General features: G+C 44.8%; 21 protein-coding genes. 14 read left to right on the forward strand and 7 right to left on the reverse strand.

Going from position 1 to position 17,042, the window contains the following annotated elements; genetic code table 11:
* Nucleotide 1 precedes the first annotated feature (1 nt).
* Nucleotides 2-1,804 carry an oligoendopeptidase F gene (gene pepF, locus KNP91_RS03845; RefSeq protein WP_012370915.1) on the forward strand — a complete coding sequence of 601 codons (1,803 nt, stop codon included), beginning with the start codon at nucleotides 2-4 and terminating at the stop codon, nucleotides 1,802-1,804.
* Nucleotides 1,805-1,973: 169 nt separating this feature from the next.
* Here pepF and KNP91_RS03850 read toward each other — a convergent pair whose 3' ends face one another.
* Complete coding sequence (locus tag KNP91_RS03850; protein WP_012370914.1) at nucleotides 1,974-2,765, reverse strand: DsbA family protein; 792 nt, start codon at nucleotides 2,763-2,765, stop codon at nucleotides 1,974-1,976.
* 91 nt (nucleotides 2,766-2,856) lie between these two features.
* On the reverse strand, nucleotides 2,857-3,432 hold the full coding sequence (locus KNP91_RS03855; protein WP_251135896.1) for a CYTH domain-containing protein: 576 nt from the start codon (nucleotides 3,430-3,432) through the stop codon (nucleotides 2,857-2,859).
* 105 nt (nucleotides 3,433-3,537) lie between these two features.
* Between KNP91_RS03855 and yjbM the strand changes: the two genes are divergently transcribed.
* From yjbM to KNP91_RS03870, 3 genes are read left to right on the forward strand one after another with little or no spacing between them, the layout of a single operon-like run.
* On the forward strand, nucleotides 3,538-4,188 hold the full coding sequence (yjbM, locus tag KNP91_RS03860) for a GTP diphosphokinase (protein WP_012370912.1): 651 nt from the start codon (nucleotides 3,538-3,540) through the stop codon (nucleotides 4,186-4,188).
* A 10-nt stretch (nucleotides 4,189-4,198) separates the two neighbouring features.
* Nucleotides 4,199-5,002, forward strand: coding sequence for an NAD kinase (locus KNP91_RS03865; protein WP_012370911.1), 804 nt, complete (start codon nucleotides 4,199-4,201; stop codon nucleotides 5,000-5,002).
* A gap of 17 nt (nucleotides 5,003-5,019) precedes the next feature.
* Complete coding sequence (locus KNP91_RS03870) at nucleotides 5,020-5,901, forward strand: RluA family pseudouridine synthase (RefSeq protein WP_214763596.1); 882 nt, start codon at nucleotides 5,020-5,022, stop codon at nucleotides 5,899-5,901.
* 45 nt (nucleotides 5,902-5,946) lie between these two features.
* Here KNP91_RS03870 and KNP91_RS03875 read toward each other — a convergent pair whose 3' ends face one another.
* Nucleotides 5,947-7,116, reverse strand: coding sequence for an FtsW/RodA/SpoVE family cell cycle protein (locus KNP91_RS03875; RefSeq protein ID WP_012370909.1), 1,170 nt, complete (start codon nucleotides 7,114-7,116; stop codon nucleotides 5,947-5,949).
* 144 nt (nucleotides 7,117-7,260) lie between these two features.
* Here KNP91_RS03875 and fabI point away from each other — a divergent pair, with 144 nt between their 5' ends.
* Together fabI and KNP91_RS03885 are read left to right on the forward strand one after the other, a co-directional pair.
* Nucleotides 7,261-8,034: an enoyl-ACP reductase FabI gene (fabI, locus tag KNP91_RS03880; RefSeq protein WP_214848788.1), complete on the forward strand. Its 774-nt coding sequence runs from the start codon at nucleotides 7,261-7,263 to the stop codon at nucleotides 8,032-8,034.
* A 127-nt stretch (nucleotides 8,035-8,161) separates the two neighbouring features.
* A complete protein-coding gene (locus KNP91_RS03885) occupies nucleotides 8,162-8,365 on the forward strand; it encodes a hypothetical protein (RefSeq protein ID WP_012370907.1) in 204 nt (67 codons plus the stop codon).
* Nucleotides 8,366-8,367: 2 nt separating this feature from the next.
* Here KNP91_RS03885 and KNP91_RS03890 read toward each other — a convergent pair whose 3' ends face one another.
* A complete protein-coding gene (locus tag KNP91_RS03890; RefSeq protein WP_012370906.1) occupies nucleotides 8,368-8,880 on the reverse strand; it encodes a YjcG family protein in 513 nt (170 codons plus the stop codon).
* A gap of 145 nt (nucleotides 8,881-9,025) precedes the next feature.
* Between KNP91_RS03890 and KNP91_RS03895 the strand changes: the two genes are divergently transcribed.
* The 3 genes from KNP91_RS03895 to KNP91_RS03905 are packed head-to-tail and all read left to right on the forward strand — an operon-like array spanning nucleotide 9,026 to nucleotide 10,687.
* On the forward strand, nucleotides 9,026-9,571 hold the full coding sequence (locus KNP91_RS03895) for a phosphatidylglycerophosphatase A family protein (protein WP_012370905.1): 546 nt from the start codon (nucleotides 9,026-9,028) through the stop codon (nucleotides 9,569-9,571).
* Nucleotides 9,571-10,206 carry a phosphatase PAP2 family protein gene (locus KNP91_RS03900; protein WP_214763600.1) on the forward strand — a complete coding sequence of 212 codons (636 nt, stop codon included), beginning with the start codon at nucleotides 9,571-9,573 and terminating at the stop codon, nucleotides 10,204-10,206. The genes KNP91_RS03895 and KNP91_RS03900 overlap by 1 nt, the downstream gene beginning before the upstream one ends.
* Nucleotides 10,193-10,687, forward strand: a complete 495-nt coding sequence (locus KNP91_RS03905; protein WP_214763602.1) for an HAD family hydrolase — start codon at nucleotides 10,193-10,195, stop codon at nucleotides 10,685-10,687. Before KNP91_RS03900 ends, KNP91_RS03905 begins: the two co-directional genes overlap by 14 nt.
* A 181-nt stretch (nucleotides 10,688-10,868) precedes the next feature.
* Here the strand turns inward: KNP91_RS03905 and KNP91_RS03910 are convergent, their stop codons facing one another.
* The 3 genes from KNP91_RS03910 to KNP91_RS03920 form a co-directional block, all read right to left on the reverse strand.
* Nucleotides 10,869-11,741 (reverse strand): DegV family protein, encoded by an 873-nt coding sequence (locus KNP91_RS03910; protein ID WP_214763603.1) that lies wholly within the window; start codon nucleotides 11,739-11,741, stop codon nucleotides 10,869-10,871.
* A gap of 228 nt (nucleotides 11,742-11,969) precedes the next feature.
* On the reverse strand, nucleotides 11,970-12,263 hold the full coding sequence (locus tag KNP91_RS03915) for a hypothetical protein (protein ID WP_012370900.1): 294 nt from the start codon (nucleotides 12,261-12,263) through the stop codon (nucleotides 11,970-11,972).
* Nucleotides 12,264-12,514: 251 nt separating this feature from the next.
* Nucleotides 12,515-13,246 carry a hypothetical protein gene (locus KNP91_RS03920; protein ID WP_214848791.1) on the reverse strand — a complete coding sequence of 244 codons (732 nt, stop codon included), beginning with the start codon at nucleotides 13,244-13,246 and terminating at the stop codon, nucleotides 12,515-12,517.
* Nucleotides 13,247-13,367: 121 nt separating this feature from the next.
* On the opposite strand from KNP91_RS03920, the gene KNP91_RS03925 reads away from it, so the two are divergent.
* The 5 genes from KNP91_RS03925 (at nucleotide 13,368) to KNP91_RS03945 (ending at nucleotide 17,007) form a co-directional block, all read left to right on the forward strand.
* Complete coding sequence (locus KNP91_RS03925; protein ID WP_012370898.1) at nucleotides 13,368-13,925, forward strand: GNAT family N-acetyltransferase; 558 nt, start codon at nucleotides 13,368-13,370, stop codon at nucleotides 13,923-13,925.
* 8 nt (nucleotides 13,926-13,933) lie between these two features.
* Nucleotides 13,934-14,659: an alpha/beta fold hydrolase gene (locus tag KNP91_RS03930; protein WP_012370897.1), complete on the forward strand. Its 726-nt coding sequence runs from the start codon at nucleotides 13,934-13,936 to the stop codon at nucleotides 14,657-14,659.
* 133 nt (nucleotides 14,660-14,792) lie between these two features.
* Nucleotides 14,793-15,884, forward strand: a complete 1,092-nt coding sequence (locus tag KNP91_RS03935) for a virulence factor (protein ID WP_214848793.1) — start codon at nucleotides 14,793-14,795, stop codon at nucleotides 15,882-15,884.
* Between the two features lie 357 nt (nucleotides 15,885-16,241).
* On the forward strand, nucleotides 16,242-16,454 hold the full coding sequence (locus KNP91_RS03940) for a hypothetical protein (protein WP_012370895.1): 213 nt from the start codon (nucleotides 16,242-16,244) through the stop codon (nucleotides 16,452-16,454).
* A gap of 91 nt (nucleotides 16,455-16,545) precedes the next feature.
* Complete coding sequence (locus tag KNP91_RS03945; protein WP_012370894.1) at nucleotides 16,546-17,007, forward strand: BsuPI-related putative proteinase inhibitor; 462 nt, start codon at nucleotides 16,546-16,548, stop codon at nucleotides 17,005-17,007.
* The last annotated feature ends 35 nt before the right edge of the window (nucleotides 17,008-17,042 follow it).

A 17,042-nucleotide genomic window follows, 5' to 3' on the forward strand; every position in this document is an offset into this window, starting at 1 on the left:
AATGGCAGAAGTATTAACACGAAAAGACGTCAAGCAGGAAGAGACGTGGAATTTAGAATCCATTTACGAAACGAATGAGAAATGGGAAGAAGAGTTTGAGTCAGTGAAAGCGATGCTTCCGCTACTCGTCGAGTATAAGGGACGTCTTGCACAGTCGGATGCCACTTTATTTGAAGGACTTCAACTTCGGGACGAAATCTCAAGACGGCTGCATAAGCTCTATACATATGCACATATGCGTTACGATGAGAACACGGCCGACAGCTTTTATCAGGCGATGAATGACCGTGCCCGGACGCTCGCTTCGCAAATTGGAGCGACGCTCGCTTTCATGACACCCGAGCTGTTGGAAGTTCCGGAAGAAACAATTGCCTCGTACTTGGATCAGAATCCGGATCTCGCCCTTTACCGTCATGCGTTCGATGAGTTGAACCGTGAGCGGGAACACGTCTTATCGGAAGCGGAAGAGGCGATTCTTGCAAAAGCAGGCGAAGTCCTTGGACAGTCGGGAACGACGTTTGGCATGCTGAATAATGCGGATATGAAATTCCCGAAAATCAAAGGCGAGGACGGGGAAGAGGCGGAATTGACACACGGGCGGTTCATCACGTTCATGGAGTCAAAAGATCGTTCCGTCCGTGAGGCGGCGTTTAAAGCCATGTATGGAACGTATAGCCAGTATACAAATACATTGGCGTCTACGTTAGCCGGTTCCGTCAAAAAAGATAACTTCTATGCTGAGGTCCGGAAATTTAAAACAGCACGCGAATCAGCGTTACATGGAAACACGATTCCGGAACAGGTATATGACGGATTGATCGAAGCGGTTCATGAACACCTTCCGTTGTTACACCGGTATGTTGCTTTACGTAAACGGATTTTAGGTGTCGATGAACTGCATATGTATGATATGTACACACCACTGGTCAGTGAAGTGGAAATGAAGATCTCGTACGAAGAAGCAAAACAGTTGATGGTGGACGGATTAGCGCCACTAGGACCTGAATACAAACATATTCTTGAAGAAGGTCTTGCAGAACGCTGGGTCGATGTCCGTGAAACACGGGGGAAACGGAGTGGTGCCTATTCTTCAGGCGCGTACGATACGCAACCGTTCATCTTGATGAACTGGCAGGATAACGTCAACAACTTGTTTACGTTAGCACACGAGTTCGGACACTCGGTTCACAGCTACTATACACGTCAGAATCAACCTTATGCCTACGGAGATTATTCAATTTTTGTAGCAGAGGTTGCGTCGACGACAAACGAAGCACTTTTAAATGATTACCTGTTAAAACGTGTGACAGATAAAAATGAGAAATTGTATCTCCTCAACAATCAATTGGAAACATTCCGCGGAACATTATTCCGTCAGACGATGTTTGCCGAGTTTGAACATCAAATTCATGAGGCAGCTCGACTTGGACAAGCACTGACACCTGAATTCTTAACGAAGACGTATTATGCACTAAATAAAACGTATTTCGGTGATGGTATTGTATTAGATGAAGAAATCGGTTTGGAGTGGGCACGTATCCCGCATTTCTATTACAATTACTATGTCTATCAGTATGCGACAGGCATTTCTGCTGCCGCAGCGCTGACTTCACAAATCCTAGAAGAAGGGGAGCCGGCGGTCGAGCGGTATATCAATAACTTCCTCAAAGCAGGATCAAGTGATTATCCGATTGAAGTTCTGAAAGCGGCCGGCGTTGATATGACGACGAAAGCACCGGTTGAAGCTGCTCTTCGTCAATTCGAACGGGTACTCGATGAATTTGAAGCATTACTCGGAGAATGACAATTTTGTGAATTAGTGAACAAAAGAGTGTCGGGAAGGTTGAGATTCGGTTATACTAATCATGTGAAGCGAATCACATTCCCCCTGATGATTCTCTTTTCCCCCATCCAGATTCAAAAAACGACAAAGAAGCTGCTTCTACGATTAACGTGGAAGCAGCTTCTTTGTGTTAAGCATGGGCAGAATCTTTTAAGTGACGCCACACTTTACCGTCACAATACGTCAGTGAAACACATTTTTGTTGAAGCAATAACTTTTTCAATTCGTGTTCAACCTGTGCTTCTGTTGCATCATAAATAAATGCGATTTCAGAAGTGGTTGCTGTGTCATACCGTCTCAAGAATTGTTCGAGAGGAGGTTTTGCCTGCTTCTCAAACGGTTGATCTAATAATTCGTTCAGAATCGATACATAAACCAAGTATTCGTAATGGCCTTCTGCTTTGATGGCTTCCTCATCCCCGACGAAAGCAAGCGTTGGGAGAATACGTACGTCCCAGTCTGTCACCAGTTCAGTCTCTTTTTCGAGCATTAATTGAATGGTATCTGATTCGATATCACGATGGAATTCCGCTAAATCCAGACCAAATTCCGTCAATGCTTCTGCTAACCGCATCAAGGAAGAACGCGAATAAGCGCTTTTTCCTTCGACGTTATGCAACATGCGTAAACGACGCATGAACCGCATACCAAATGTTTTTCCCTGCAATTCGATCGCCTTTAGAATCAGCAGTGGTGACATATCACACGCTGATCGTGAAGGTGCGCAAGGAATGGTTGCAATCGTCCGGAGACGGAATAAATGACCGTATTCTAATTCTAATTTCTTGAGAACGGGAATCAACCGTAAACCATCCGTTTGTGTGACGTCTAGAAAATGATAAATTTCTAGTGGTTTCGTCGGTTGTTGAATTGATGGTTCGTCCAATGAACAATATGATCCGTTGCATTGTTCGTGTTCCATCCGTTCACCCCTTTTCTTTTAATATCGTTACCCTATTTTAGCAACGAAAAAAAAGAAAGAGCAAAGGTTTTGCTTGTACATTTCTACACGATTAACGTGTAAGCGCTTTACGATCCATGAAACGGACGATTTTATTTTTCGTTTCACGGACTGGAATTTCGTTTGTTTGCAACAGTTCTTCGAACGCAAGTTTGCCGGCTACGTAGTCCGTCACTTCGAATTCAAGCTCATAATCCGTCGTGCCTAAATACGTACTTTGATCCAACACCAACAACCCACTCGGCAATTGTTTTTCAAAACGTTCGGTTTCAAGACGGCCCAAATGTTCAAGCGAAGTCGTTAATTCAAACTTTTCCAATTGTTGATTCATCTCAGCAGAGTGAATCAGACCATACTGGAATAAATCTTCAGCCTCTTGTTCGGACAATGTCACATGTGTTTCCAGTAATCCATGGTCTTGCGGTTCTTTTAACGTCAACACCAATCCGGTTTTCTTTTCACGGATACGCAGAGCGGCACCATGATTGCGAAGTTCGAACGCCGGGGTATCGAAATAGTCATTTGCTTGCCACACAGAAGACCCGGATGTATTGTACCGTTCCATTAATTTTTTGTATTCAGATTCGTTTAACAGGTTTTTAAATTCAATTTCCATTTCTTGTCTCATTTCCGACCACACCTTTCTAGTTGAATGCTTGAAAATATGATACCATGAATGGTGTAGTGGAACGAATTGAACTAACAATTTAGACTAAAAGTGGTGACAATAACGATGACAAAAGAAAATTGGGACTTATTTCTCGCACCGTATCAAATCGCAGTGGATGAATTAAAAGTAAAATTAAAAGCCATTCGAAAACAATTTCAACAACGTGGGGAACATTCACCGATTGAATTTGTCACAGGACGTGTCAAACCTGTAAAGAGTATCTTACAGAAGGCTGAACGAAAATCGATTGATATCGAGTTGCTGGAACAGGACATGCAGGACATAGCAGGTCTCCGGATCATGTGCCAATTCGTGGATGACATCATCCATGTCTTAGAATTGTTGCGTTCCCGGGGAGACTTTAAGATTGTTGAAGAACGAAACTATATTACACAAAAGAAGGAAAGCGGCTATCGTTCGTACCACATCATCATTGCTTATCCGGTCCAAACGATTGAAGGGGAAATCCCGACACTCGTCGAGATTCAGATCCGGACACTCGCAATGAACTTTTGGGCAACGATTGAACATTCCTTGAATTATAAATACCAGGGAAATATTCCGGAAGAGACACGGGAACGCTTGCGACGTGCGGCTGAAGCGGCGTTTCTGCTCGATGCGGAGATGAGTCAGCTGAAAGTAGAGATACAAGATGCTCAAGTCGTTTTACATGAACGAGAGGCGACCGAAGCAAAGAATCGAGCAAAAGAGTAGGAGGATGACGATGCGTTTTGCGGTTACGGCGCGGGGCGATGAACGTTCCCATATGCTGAAGGAACAATTAGAACAGGCGTTGATCGAACGAGGAAGTCATCGAGACGTCGTTACTCCTGAAATCGTGATTTCAATCGGCGGGGATGGTACGATGCTGCAAGCTTTCCACTCTTATTTGGACCAGGTCGAGGAAATCACACTGGTCGGAATTCATACCGGACACCTCGGGTTTTATGCCGACTGGCGACCGGAAGAGATGGATGAATTGATTCAACATATCGCAGACGACAATATAGCGACCGTTGAATATCCGCTGCTTGAATTATCGATTGATTATGCTGATGGATCGACGAATAAACTGTTGGCATTAAATGAATGTACGATTAAAAGCTTTAATCAAACACTCGTCTGCGATCTGTCGATTCGTGGCGATTATTTTGAAACGTTTCGGGGAGACGGTCTATGCATTTCCACGCCGTCCGGCTCAACAGCTTATAATAAAGCGCTTGGCGGGGCAATCGTGCATCCGGCACTCGAAGCGATTCAGATTACAGAAATGGCATCGATCAATAATCGCGTGTACCGGACGATTGGTTCCCCGATGTTATTGCCGAAGCACCATGATGTCGAGATTCGGCCGGTCAATCCGATTGATTTTCAATTGACGTACGATCATTATGCTTCGATTGTGCATCAAAACGTTAAATCGATTCGTTGTCGTGTATCGGATAAAAAGGTCAAATTCGCTCGATTCCGTTCTTTCCCGTTTTGGCAAAGGGTCCGGGAGTCGTTTTTAGCAGAAGAAAGAAGTTAATTAAAAGAGGTAACGTGATGGCATTTCAAATTGAACAACAAGTAACTTCCATTGAAGACGGATGGAGTGTCGGTCATTTTTGTACGACACGTCTTCATATTTCCCGAAAAATGTTAGTGTCGATTAAACACCACGGAGATATTTTGCGGAATGAACAACATGTCAACGTAAACGAACCTGTTCATGCAGGAGACCGGATTCATGTCCGGTTTCCGGAAGAACAGCCTGCACAGGATATGCATGCGACGAGCGGAGAACTCGATATTCTTTTTGAAGATGACTGGTTGCTGATTGTCAATAAACCGCCGGGAATGGCCTCGATTCCGTCTCGACTTCATCCGGAGCGGTCTTTATCGAATTTTGTTCTCGGTTATTATCGGCAACATCAGATCCCGTATGCGATTCATATCGTCAATCGGTTGGACCGGGATACAAGTGGACTGGTCGTTTTTGCGAAACATTCCCTTGCGCATCATCAGTTGAGTAAGATGCAACAGAACGGCTTGCTTGATCGCCGGTACGTCGCATTGATCGAAGGGACCATTCCGGCTCAAACGATTGACCTTCCGATCGGTCAAACCGATCATTCCTTCATGGAAAGAATGGTACGGGAAGACGGTCAGCAGGCGATCACACATATCTTAACGAGTGAGCCGATCACGGCGTTTTCGCGTGAATTGTCCCGATTAACGATTAAATTGGAGACGGGCAGGACGCATCAAATCCGGGTCCATCTCGCAGCACTTGGTCATCCGTTAGTCGGAGATACGATGTATAAAGGGACACCATTGATTGCGAGACAAGCATTACACAGTGCGTCTGCGACGTTTCCGCATCCGGGGACAGGTGAGGTGATGACGTTCGTCGCACCGTTGCCGGACGACTTATGTCTTTCGTGAATACAAAAAGAGTGGCACCCGACTGGATGCCACTCTTTTTTGACGTTAATCTTCATCAAACATGGAGATGCGGGACTGTGAAGCGATGGCCATAATTAAGCCGAGTCCAACCAGGTTAACGATCATCGTCGACCCTCCGTAACTAATGAAGGGAAGCGGGAGACCGGTGATCGGTAAGACCCCCATCGTCATCCCGATGTTTTGGAAGATCTGGAATGTGAACATCGCGACGTATCCTGTCACGATATACGTTCCAAACGGATCTGCTGTTTCCAGCGCGATTTGAATCAACCGGTAGATGAATAGGAACAGGATAATTAGAACGACAGCCGCACCGATAAAGCCGTAGTGAGCTGAAATCGCAGTGAAGATAAAATCGGTGTGCAGTTCGGGAACCGATACTTGAAGTTTTCCGTACCCGACACCAAACATCTGTCCTGAACCGATAGCGTTAATCGACTGGACCAACTGATAGGAAAGGTCATCCGCATATTCAAACGGTTGTAACCAAGCCATGATCCGGTTCATCGCATGCCCCGGGAAGAAGGTGGCAAGTAAATCATTTTGGAAATAAAACAGATAAAAGAATCCGACGATTGCGACAGCCAACAAGCCGAACATCGTAAGTAACCATTTCCAGTTCAAGCCGGACAGTAACATGGCACAAGCCAAAATGACACAGAGGATCAAGCCGATTCCTAAGTCGGGTTGAATGATAATCAAAGCGAGTGGAAGCAATGTGAGAGCGACCATCTTGACTAAGAGCAGGAAGTCCCGCTCATGCTGGACGTACCGGGCGTTGTGTTCCGAGATGACGGCAGCGAGTGAGACAATCAAGAAAAACTTCATGAACTCAGCCGGCTGAACGGTTCCGATGACCGGGAACTGATACCAACCGTAGGCTCCTTTAATATTTGCGACCAACGGTGTCCCTCGTAAGACGACAAGACCAATCAGGGAGACAATTCCTGCCCCGTATAAGTACCAATGGAAACGTTTCAGTTGCTCATAATCGATGAGAATGACGACAGACAGTGCGATAAATCCGATGATATACCACTGAATCTGCTTAGCCATGAAATTGATTTCACTGATTGCCCCTTGTAAAAAAGGTTGCGCGGTATAGATTGCGATGACACTGACGACCATCAAACAACCGAGCAAAAAAAGCAACGTGTTATCATAACGTTGTGTAAATGATTTAAAACGGTTCATTCCATCCCTACTTTCTGTCTCTTTCTATATTACCGTAATTTATCAAAATCGCAATATCAAGAGCGATGGTTGACAGAAGCGTTACGTTTTTGTAACCTAGATATAGGTGTTATTACCAGGTACTAATTTAAGGGGGAACTCATAATGAATATTTATCCTTCGCTTGAGGGAAAGACGTATGTTGTAATGGGTGTCATCAATCAACGGTCAATCGCATGGGGAATCGCACGTGCTCTTGATGCAGCAGGGGCAAGTCTTGCCTTTACGTATGTCGGAGAACGTTTTAAGGCACCACTCGAAAAGTTAGGTCAAGAACTTTCACGACCGGCTACTTACTACACATGTGATGTGACGAGCGATGCTGAAATCGAACAGGTATTTGAAACGATTCATGCTGATCACGGGAAGATTTCAGGACTTGCCCACTCGATTGCTTTTGCCGATAAAGAAGCCTTGCGCGGTGAATTCTCGGGTGTGACACGTGAACAGTTTGCGCAAGCACTTGATATCTCGGCATACAGCCTGACAGCTGTCGTGAAAGCGGCAAAAGACTTCTTCACGGAAGATGCTTCTGTCATTACATTGACGTATCTCGGTGGCGAAAAAATGGTTCCGAACTATAACGTGATGGGCGTCGCAAAAGCGGCACTCGATGCAAGTGTCCGTTACTTAGCAGCAGAATACGGAAAGCAGGGCGTTCGCGTCAATGCGATTTCAGCCGGTCCGGTCCGGACGGTTTCTGCAAAAGGTGTCGGCGATTTCAATTCAATTCTTGAAAGTATCGAAGAGCGGGCTCCGCTTCACCGTAACGTCACGACAGAACAAATCGGTCAAAGCGGATTGTTCCTCTTGTCCCAAATGTCGAGTGGTGTCACAGGTGAGATTCTGCACGTCGACAGCGGTTTCCATATCTTATAATAAGATTTCGGGTACATTCTGAACGATACGGTACAGCTGAAACCAGGGGAAACTCTGGTTTTTTGTTTTTCTTAAAGCGATTTTGGGAATAACAGAATAACCAGCTGAAGTAGAGGGAGGACATCATATGTACCAGGTAGATTTTACGGTGGTCCAGTATGTGAACCGGCAAGTAAGGGTCGACTTGGAACGAAAGACAGAACCGGTCGCCCGTATCAATCCGATTAAACGTGTCGAGCCGTATCATGCCGAATTAGAAGAACAAGCTAATGCTTATGGGGTTTTGCCAGAACTAAAACTTCCCGGTCGCAAGTTCGACCGGGAAGTTTGATGTTATTGACCTGTAAATCGGAACGTTTCGTACACACTCCAAGAACCGTTTTCGAGCTCATACAGCAGAGCCATCTTAGTGACATCTTCTTGGAAGCGGATATCCTCCATCTTCAATCGTTCGAGAACGTCGAATAATTCGACATCGGATAAATCCTGACCGATTGTGATGTGAGGTAAGAAATCATACTTGGGTGTGTGACTCAAATCACCCGTGTGCAAAGCCTGATGTAATTGTTCCAATTCATCCGTCGGCATGACTTTTAAAAATAAGACATTATTCGTCGGGTGGAAAGAACGAGCTCCTTGAATGTGAAGTGAAACTGGTTTCGTTTGCTCCGCTACTTTGTTGAGAGCTGTTACGATGGAATCAAGTTCAGTATCATCGATATTGATCCGCTCCCGCATCGTAATGTGTGGTGTAATCAACGCATACTTGGAATCGTACCGTTTGCGGTATGAATTCGCAAAGTCCTGAATTCGTTTCGATGGAAACAAAACTACCCCGATGTTCATCGAAAATCCCCTACTTTCCCCTGAAATGATAACGCTTTACAGGATAATCATGACGGATTATCCGCGTGATGTCAAAGAAGTTTGAGGAGAGAGGAGCAATCCGTGTATACTTGTGAAGAACTTTGTCAGAGAGGTGGATTTTGTCATGAAAGAAAAAGCACATTCTAAAGAAGTAAAACAAGCAGCAATCGATAAGCTGCATGAGCGGGGCGTCACGATTCACGCGATTGCTGAAATCGTGTATCAAATGCAAGCACCATACACGATTGAACTGACGCTTGAAACATGTCTCAGCTCTGTAGAGCGTGTTCTCGAAAAGCGGGAATTGCAACATGCAATTCTTGTTGGGGCAGAACTCGATATTTTAGCCGAAAAAGGACTGTTGTCTGAACCGCTTTTATCCATCATTCGCAGTGATGAAGGTTTGTTTGGCGTGGATGAGACGATTGCGATCGGAGCCGTCAATACGTACGGATCGATTGCCGTCACAACATTTGGTTATTTGGATAAGGCGAAGGTCGGAATTATTAAAGAACTCGATACGAAGGTCAATGACGGACGGGTCAATACGTTCATGGATGACATCGTTGCCGCGATCGCTGCCAATGCGTCCGGTCGTCTCGCGCACCGATTGCGTGATAAAGAAGACTATTCGGCAGAAGAACTCGAACAACGGAAAGGGACGTATTGATGAAATTAAACCGAAAAGCATTAGTCGTTTCAGGCATTGCGTTCATCATTTTCATAGGGATTGCCATCTCGATCCGATTGACGGGATATTTTTTGTTTGACGCGCAACTGTCGAACCGTATGTCGAAACAAGTACCGGCTGACTATGTCAGTTGGTTCACGCAATTAGGCTCGGGAGTAGGGGCTGTGACGATGACCGTCCTGTTGACCGCCATCAGTTATTACCTGTGGCGTGATCGTGTAGGGAGTATTTGGTATCTGTCGAACTTTTTGGCAGTGGCTGTTCTCAATCAGGTCGCTAAAGTAATTTTTGTCCGGGACCGTCCGTCACTCAATGAGTTGGTCGGCGGAGTCGGCTACAGTTTTCCAAGCGGTCATTCTTCAATGGCTTTCGCGGTGTACGGTGGTTTTTTGATTCTGAGTTGGCGATTTTTAAACCGGTCCGGGAAAGTGATCTTAGGTATCTTTCTTAGTCTGTTGATCTTGGCCATGGGATCGTCCCGTATTATCTTAAACGTTCATTACTTCTCGGATGTAGTCGGTGGTTTTTGTTTTGCTTCCTTCATCCTTTGTCTGTCCTATGCCTTCATTTCACCGCGACGGAAACAAAAGGAGACGCATCATGTTACTACTTGATATCGATCACAGTCTGCTTTTTGATGAAGCCGCGATGAAAAAGATTGCCGTTCCTACTTTATTGGTAGAACGAGTGGGAGAAGAAAAACGGTTTATGACGATGCGGACGCATTTACGATTAAAGCGTCTGGTCGAAAAAAACGGCTTGATTCCATTTACGAGTCGTACGTTTGAGGCATTCCGTCAGTTGGAGTTGTTTCAAATCGATGCAAAGCCGAAATGGGCGATTCTCGAAAGCGGGAGGATTTTACTGAAAGACGGCAAACCGGATAAACGTTATGAAAACTGGTTGCGTCAACACAACGAAGAGGCTTCGCTTGAAACGATACTCCGTTACCTGGAGGAAGTGGAGCAGTTGAGTTGGACGGTATATCCGTCGGAAGCGTGGACGGAACGGATCCATCGTCCGCATCAGACGATTCCGCGGGAAGAGGACGAAGCAAAAATGCTGGATGATGTCTTTAAGCAGATGAAATTCTAATTCTAAATAACATTTACCGAATGAGGACACTTGATAAAAGGTCTCATTCGGTTTTTTTTGTCCGGTTTTGTTATGTGAATTATAAAAAAGATGATTCCGATATGGTATCGGAATCATCCCAAAACCGCCTGAGCAGCGGAACTATTTTAATGATAAGGTCTTCAATGGAAGATGTCGTCAATCATCGAGTGACCGTCAAATCATCGAACCAGTACACACCGACTGTTTCCGACCCGGCATGTGTCAGGATGGATGGACCGAATTGTGTAATCTCGATCGAGATCTGCGGGAGTTTCGTCTGCAACAGATCACGTAATTGTTCGGCGGAAGACCGCGCCAGTGTATGACCGATGTAGAGGGTTTGATTGTATAATCCGAACTGTTCGATTTTAACAGCAATCTCGGATGACATTTCCTGAAATGCTTTTTTGATGGAACGTACTTTCTTAAACGGAACGAGTTTCCCGACCTCGTCGAACTTCACGATCGGTTTAATGTTCAGCATGTTGGCCAGCAAAAACTGACTGCTCGACACACGTCCACTTCGACGCATCGTCTCCATATTGCCGATAATCAGATAAAAATGAGAATGGTGTTTGAACTGTTCCAAGACCTGCATGACTTCTTCCGGCTGTTTTCCGGCTTGCGCCATTTCCATCGAAAGACGTAACATATTTTGTTGGTTGGCAGCACCGGTATAGGAGTCGATGGCATATAATTTAAAGCCGACAGCATCTGCAGCAGCGACAGAGCTGGCATAAGTACCGCTCAATCCGCTTGTGATGTGAACAGCATACGCATAATCATAACCTTCTGCCTGTAAACGTTCGTAAAGTTCAACTAACTCACCAAACGAAGGCTGTGAAGTCGTCGGGATGACAGAAGAGCTTTCGCGCATTTTTTGATCCAGTTGTTCGATCGACAGGTCAGTATATTCCCGATACGATTCCCCGTTGATGATGATGACTGTTGGTACGACATGGACTCCGAGTTTTTCAGCTTCCCCGGGTGGGAAAAAAGCCATACTATCGGTAATCCAAGCAATCTTATCCATTAAAGCGACGCCTCCAGTAGAATTTCATTTTTTTAATCATACCATGCGATGAAAGCGGCATCACTAACCAATCCGTTTTTCAGGAATAGAATCAAAGGAATCGTGTCTAATCGATGAACTGATGGAAAGTAGCTGACATTCAACAAAAAACACGCCACGGTTAGAACATCTCTAACCGTGGCGTGAGCAACATCTTGCAGTGATAATGAAATAAAGGAGTAAATGGTTTTAGCTAGACGCCATGAAGCGACTCTTTTTTTGTCGTCTTAATTTATGGAGGAGCCAAGCGTGAACGACTTCGCACGATTGACGAGGGAGGGTCAGTTCCACGAGCGGTTCTTGTTGCTGACCACGGATAATGAATAATCCTGTTTCTTCATCAATAGGTGAGATAGTCATTGAGCTCGCTTCATTCAACGATACTTTCAGTTCGCCTGTTGTCGCATCCTTCAATTTCAGGATGTTTCCATTCGTTGCAAACTTGGTGAATGAACCGATACCGTTCACTTTTAACTGATCCATGCTAAATTCCTCCTTCGGTTGATACAGACTTAAATTAAATCATCAGAAAATCAATTCCAACTTCTAACTTCCAAAAGGTTAATCTCATTATAACGAAGTCTGCAACAGATGCCAGTCTTAATTTATGTGAAAATTCCAACAAATTAGTAACGGTATTGTCATATAGAGGATTAGGCAAAAAACGAGCAAAAATAGCGGTTTGAAAAATATGAAAAAACTATCCTGTTATCAAGTGATAAACAGGCTTGGGATCATTGTAACTCCAAACTCCAGCTTTTTTTGCGATGGATCAACTCACCGCGCAAGACGATGGATTCTTTTTTTGTTTCCAGGTCTTCTTTCAGGACATGCATGTCTTCGTATCGGCCGGCGATATAAATCGGAATAGTCGTCTGACGTGTGAACATGGATTGCCGTGTATGCGCAAAATCAATTAAGATTCCTTCCTGCAGTAGCTGACGGAGATTAATGATGATTTCAGCTGTAAGCGGTGAGGCGGCCGGAACACGGAGTTCCCGGCGAATTTTTTGTTGCAACAACGTTGACAGGACCTGTTCAACACTTGACCAGTCATTTAAATAGACGGTAGCTTGTGTGCCGTCATGCTCACTGAAATAAGCCCATTCGTTGTCGACGGATGTCATGAAAGGACTCGGCATGCCGCGTTTCATATGCATTAAAAATAAAAGCTCTGCGATTTCGACATCGGTCAGGACATCCAGCGAATGGGAGGAACGGATATCGACGGCATTCAGAGGAAAACGTTCGACATCGCTCGATTGAACGAATTGCTCCACTTCATGGGCCTCGACATAATGAAAGGCGGTCCGGGAAGAGTGTTTGACGGTTTTAAAAGCAGCTCCGGAAACGAGCAGAGCACTTTTAGAGCTAATCGACATGATAAAGTCTGCAAAAGTGACACCGGACATCGTCAAACGGTTATTTTCGGCATCTTCATACAAATAAAGCAGGGAATTGGACATTGAAAAGCGACTTCCTTTCATATCAGAACGTGAATAAGTTCAATAGTAGCAAAACTTCTCAGCAGCGAAAAGGGTATTTCCTTCTGAAAACGGGCATAATATAGAAAAGAGGTGATTGGGTATGTGGGGGTTGAGAAAACCATTCCCGGAACTAAAAACAGAACGGTTCATCCTGAGAGAGTTGGAAAACAAAGATGCACGGGATTTATTCAAGATTCTGTCGGATGACGAGGTCATGTATTATTACGGCTCTGATCCGCTGGTCACGGTGTATGAAGCCAAAAATGTCATCAGTTATTTTAAAGAACAGTTTACTCAAGGAAAAGCGATCCGGTGGGCGATTGCCGATCAACAAACGAATCAATTGATTGGAACAATTGGATTTCATAATTGGTTGACCCAGTATCACCGGGCGGAAATCGGATTTGAAGTCAGCCAGGACTATTGGCAACAGGGTGTGGCTTCGGAAGCAGCACGAGCGGTCCTGACACACGGATTTGAAGATTTTGCTTTGCACCGGATCAGTGCTTTGGTTGCACCTGAAAACATTGCCTCCAATGCCTTGGTTCAAAAACTCGGTTTTCAGGCAGAAGGATTACTTGAAGACTATGCTTACAGTCATGGACGATTCATGGATTTAACGATATACCGAATGCTTGCATCGGAATGGAAAGGATGACTAGTTGAATGTCAAAACAACCACTTGTTTTATTACATGGTTTTGCCGGAGGAACAGATTATTTTAGTCGGGTTGAAGCGAGACTGCGTTTGTCATTTGATGTACTCGTACTTGCTTTACCCGGTCATGAGGGACAATCGGTCGGTCCTGATACAATTGAAGGATTTGCTGCATGGGTAATGAAGGATCTTGAACGAAGAGGTATCGAACGGCCCATTTTGATCGGTCATTCATTCGGGGGTTACATCGTCTCATCGATTGTCGAAACCTATTCGGAAAAAATCAGCGGATTTGGACTTGTCTATTCGACCGCTAAAGCAGATACAGACGACGCTAAACAAAAAAGAAATCAAAATATCAGCCGGGTTCAGGAAATCGGCGTGCGGGAATTCGTTGACGGATTAGTGCCCGGGTTGTTTGCAGAAGGAACAGATGCGATGATCGTCTCAGAAGCAAAGGAAATCGGCTACATGATGACGGTCGAAGGAGCCATTCGGGCGTTGACGGCGATGCGTGATCGAAGAGATTTGACACCAGTCTTAAGCCGGACAAGCGTTCCGGGAGTGATTATACATGGTGAGAAGGATCCGTTGATTTCAGAAGACAGTGCGTTTGCACCTCAAAACGAGCGGGTCATCAAGCGATCGACGGACAGCAGCCACATGGGTATGCTCGAGACACCGGATGCATTTTGTGAGATTCTAGAAGAAGTTTTCTCGGAAGAACATGCGTAAACGCAGTCTTGCCGATAAGCGTTCACCGCGTGGTGGGCGCTTTCTTGCTTCTTTTTGATAGGATCTGAAAACAAAAGCGTATGCGTTGCATTTTGAAACGAATTTCTGAATGATAAAAGGGGGAGGGATTAAGATGAAGATTATAGCAATTGAACCAACACCAAGTCCGAACAATATGAAGGTCATCGTCGATGAAACGTTTTCGGAGAAGGGACAAACATTTGAACATGCATTCGGTGCACCGGACCACGTCGCAAAATTACTAGAGATTCCAGGCATTAAATCAGTATATCAAGTCAGTGATTTTTTAGCTGTCGAACGGTTTCCGAAATATGATTGGCGGACGTTAGTCATCGAGATTCGTCGGTCGTTTGGTGAAATACTCAGTGATGTTGAAAGACATGAAACGGATGAGGCATTTGAGCCTGTTCATCTGTTTATCCAATTTATTTTAGGCGTACCGATGCAGCTAAAAGGAGTCAAAGGATTAGAAGAAAAACGTCACGGATTACCCGACCGGTTCCGGGAAGCCGCACTATTCGTTCAGCCTTATGTCAAAAATGTCATCAGTGACCGCCGGTGGGTTGAGCAAGCACCGCGTTACGGTGATTTGGATGAAAGTTTGGAGGAAGTGGCCCAAGAAATTGAAGTCGCGTATCCATCAGAGCGGATAGACCGTTTAAAAACCATCGCTTCTGGAGAAGAAGTGACATTTGACGGACAAGCGTTAACTTCGTCCGATTGGAAACAGCGTTTTGCAGCGCTTGACGAACTGCCAATCGAACTGGACTGGATTCCGGCCTATGCGAAGCTGCTTCAGGATGAAAAGATGCAGATCAGAAGACAAGCCGTAGTCAAACTTGGCATGTTTGAAGAAAATCGATTGGAACTATTGGACTATATTACGAATGCCTTGCATGATCCTTCAAGCAGTGTCCGACGAACTGCGGGAGATACGATTTCTGACTGGGCCTTGCCGGAGGCAGAAGTAATGATGATGGAAGCCTTGACGGATAAAAATAAACTGGTACGTTGGCGTGCGGCACGCTTTTTATTTGATGTCGGAACGGAACAATCGATTCCACGCCTAAAAGAAGCCGTACAAGATAAGGAATATGAAGTCGCGCTTCAGGCGGAACTCGCACTGGCCCGGATTGAAAGTGGGGAAGAAGCACTAGGTACGGTTTGGCAACAAATGAATCGAATGTCAGGTGAAAGTTCATAAGAACTTCAAATAAACGGTGTGCGAAGAACCATTCGACAAAATAACAAGTGAGATGTCTAGGTATATTTTCCCTTCTAACTAAGGGAAATGGGAAAAAATGAATATTATTTTGTAATGGTTTTGAAATGGAATTGAAATGTGTTGATAAAACGCCATTTTAAAGATGTATACAGCAACTATCTCGATGTTCCAAAAAATGGTTGTATTTTTTGGAATAAAGTTTTGACACGAAATGTCGAACGAGAATTTTCCGGTGTTTTTTCTGTTTTGATAAAGTGAAATCACAATAACTGATTCGAATTCAAACGGCTATTTTGGTTTGACTGACATCTGACATAACAAAGGAGATTCGGGGATATGATACTTTTTGCTGAAACAGACTTAGCGGTAGGGTACAAAGAACGCACAGCTTCAGGAGTGTTCGTGACGATTGAGACAGTGGACAGCCGGACGATTACACTTGTGGCACCTGCAACGGCAACGGACGCCATTTGCGATGAATTGTTTGTGACGGGGATCGAACAATTATTTTCTCCATCAAAAATGACAGCAACGATTCCGGTTGCTTAATTTATGAATTGAAGAGGCAGGATGAGGGCGAACCTTATCCTGCCTCTTTTTTGTGCTAAAATTGTTAAGTGAGAAGAGAGGGGGCGTTGTTTTGAAATGGATTATACGGATATCGTGTGTATGTGTCCTGACGTTGATTTTAGCCGGGTGTAACCAGCAGGAACAGGAAAAGCCAGCGACACAAGACGATGCGGTACAACCGATTGAAATCAAGGTGTCCGGCAAACTGCTCGAATCCAATACGGTTTTGGCTGTCGTGGAATTAAAGAATCCGAATGAGCAAGCATTGACTCTGACATTCCCGACATCCCAACGGTTTGAATTGAAAATCAAGGATGCGGATCAAAAAGTACTGTATACTTTTTCGCAAGAGCAGGTATTTACCCAAGCCATCGAACAAGAACGGTTTAAAGGACTGGAGACTAAACGGTACGAAGTAAAAGTCGAGCTTCCGCCTTCCAGTCATCCGACCCGGATCGAAGCGATGACCATCCGACAAGTGAAGGATCAATCGACGTCCATCACGAAAGCGGAAAGTGAGCTTTTGAACTAAGGAAGACATGATGAAAAATGAAGGAGTGTGACGGT

The sequence above is a fragment of the Exiguobacterium sp. s138 genome, assembly GCF_018618775.1.
GTDB classification, from domain to species: Bacteria; Bacillota; Bacilli; order Exiguobacteriales; family Exiguobacteriaceae; genus Exiguobacterium_A; species Exiguobacterium_A artemiae.

Excerpts from the sequence above, each read along its gene's own strand:
- KNP91_RS03865 (WP_012370911.1), top strand. The coding sequence starts at position 4,199 with ATGCGTTTTGCGGTTACGGCGCGGGGCGATGAACGTTCCCATATGCTG.
- KNP91_RS03850 (WP_012370914.1), bottom strand. The coding sequence starts at position 2,765 with ATGGAACACGAACAATGCAACGGATCATATTGTTCATTGGACGAACCA.
- KNP91_RS03915 (WP_012370900.1), bottom strand. The coding sequence starts at position 12,263 with ATGGATCAGTTAAAAGTGAACGGTATCGGTTCATTCACCAAGTTTGCA.
- KNP91_RS03855 (WP_251135896.1), bottom strand. The coding sequence starts at position 3,432 with ATGAGACAAGAAATGGAAATTGAATTTAAAAACCTGTTAAACGAATCT.
- fabI (WP_214848788.1), top strand. The coding sequence starts at position 7,261 with ATGAATATTTATCCTTCGCTTGAGGGAAAGACGTATGTTGTAATGGGT.
- pepF (WP_012370915.1), top strand. The coding sequence starts at position 2 with ATGGCAGAAGTATTAACACGAAAAGACGTCAAGCAGGAAGAGACGTGG.
- KNP91_RS03870 (WP_214763596.1), top strand. The coding sequence starts at position 5,020 with ATGGCATTTCAAATTGAACAACAAGTAACTTCCATTGAAGACGGATGG.
- KNP91_RS03900 (WP_214763600.1), top strand. The coding sequence starts at position 9,571 with ATGAAATTAAACCGAAAAGCATTAGTCGTTTCAGGCATTGCGTTCATC.
- yjbM (WP_012370912.1), top strand. The coding sequence starts at position 3,538 with ATGACAAAAGAAAATTGGGACTTATTTCTCGCACCGTATCAAATCGCA.
- KNP91_RS03920 (WP_214848791.1), bottom strand. The coding sequence starts at position 13,246 with ATGTCCAATTCCCTGCTTTATTTGTATGAAGATGCCGAAAATAACCGT.
- KNP91_RS03930 (WP_012370897.1), top strand. The coding sequence starts at position 13,934 with ATGTCAAAACAACCACTTGTTTTATTACATGGTTTTGCCGGAGGAACA.
- KNP91_RS03875 (WP_012370909.1), bottom strand. The coding sequence starts at position 7,116 with ATGAACCGTTTTAAATCATTTACACAACGTTATGATAACACGTTGCTT.
- KNP91_RS03895 (WP_012370905.1), top strand. The coding sequence starts at position 9,026 with ATGAAAGAAAAAGCACATTCTAAAGAAGTAAAACAAGCAGCAATCGAT.
- KNP91_RS03905 (WP_214763602.1), top strand. The coding sequence starts at position 10,193 with ATGTTACTACTTGATATCGATCACAGTCTGCTTTTTGATGAAGCCGCG.
- KNP91_RS03940 (WP_012370895.1), top strand. The coding sequence starts at position 16,242 with ATGATACTTTTTGCTGAAACAGACTTAGCGGTAGGGTACAAAGAACGC.
- KNP91_RS03935 (WP_214848793.1), top strand. The coding sequence starts at position 14,793 with ATGAAGATTATAGCAATTGAACCAACACCAAGTCCGAACAATATGAAG.
- KNP91_RS03885 (WP_012370907.1), top strand. The coding sequence starts at position 8,162 with ATGTACCAGGTAGATTTTACGGTGGTCCAGTATGTGAACCGGCAAGTA.
- KNP91_RS03890 (WP_012370906.1), bottom strand. The coding sequence starts at position 8,880 with ATGAACATCGGGGTAGTTTTGTTTCCATCGAAACGAATTCAGGACTTT.
- KNP91_RS03925 (WP_012370898.1), top strand. The coding sequence starts at position 13,368 with ATGTGGGGGTTGAGAAAACCATTCCCGGAACTAAAAACAGAACGGTTC.
- KNP91_RS03910 (WP_214763603.1), bottom strand. The coding sequence starts at position 11,741 with ATGGATAAGATTGCTTGGATTACCGATAGTATGGCTTTTTTCCCACCC.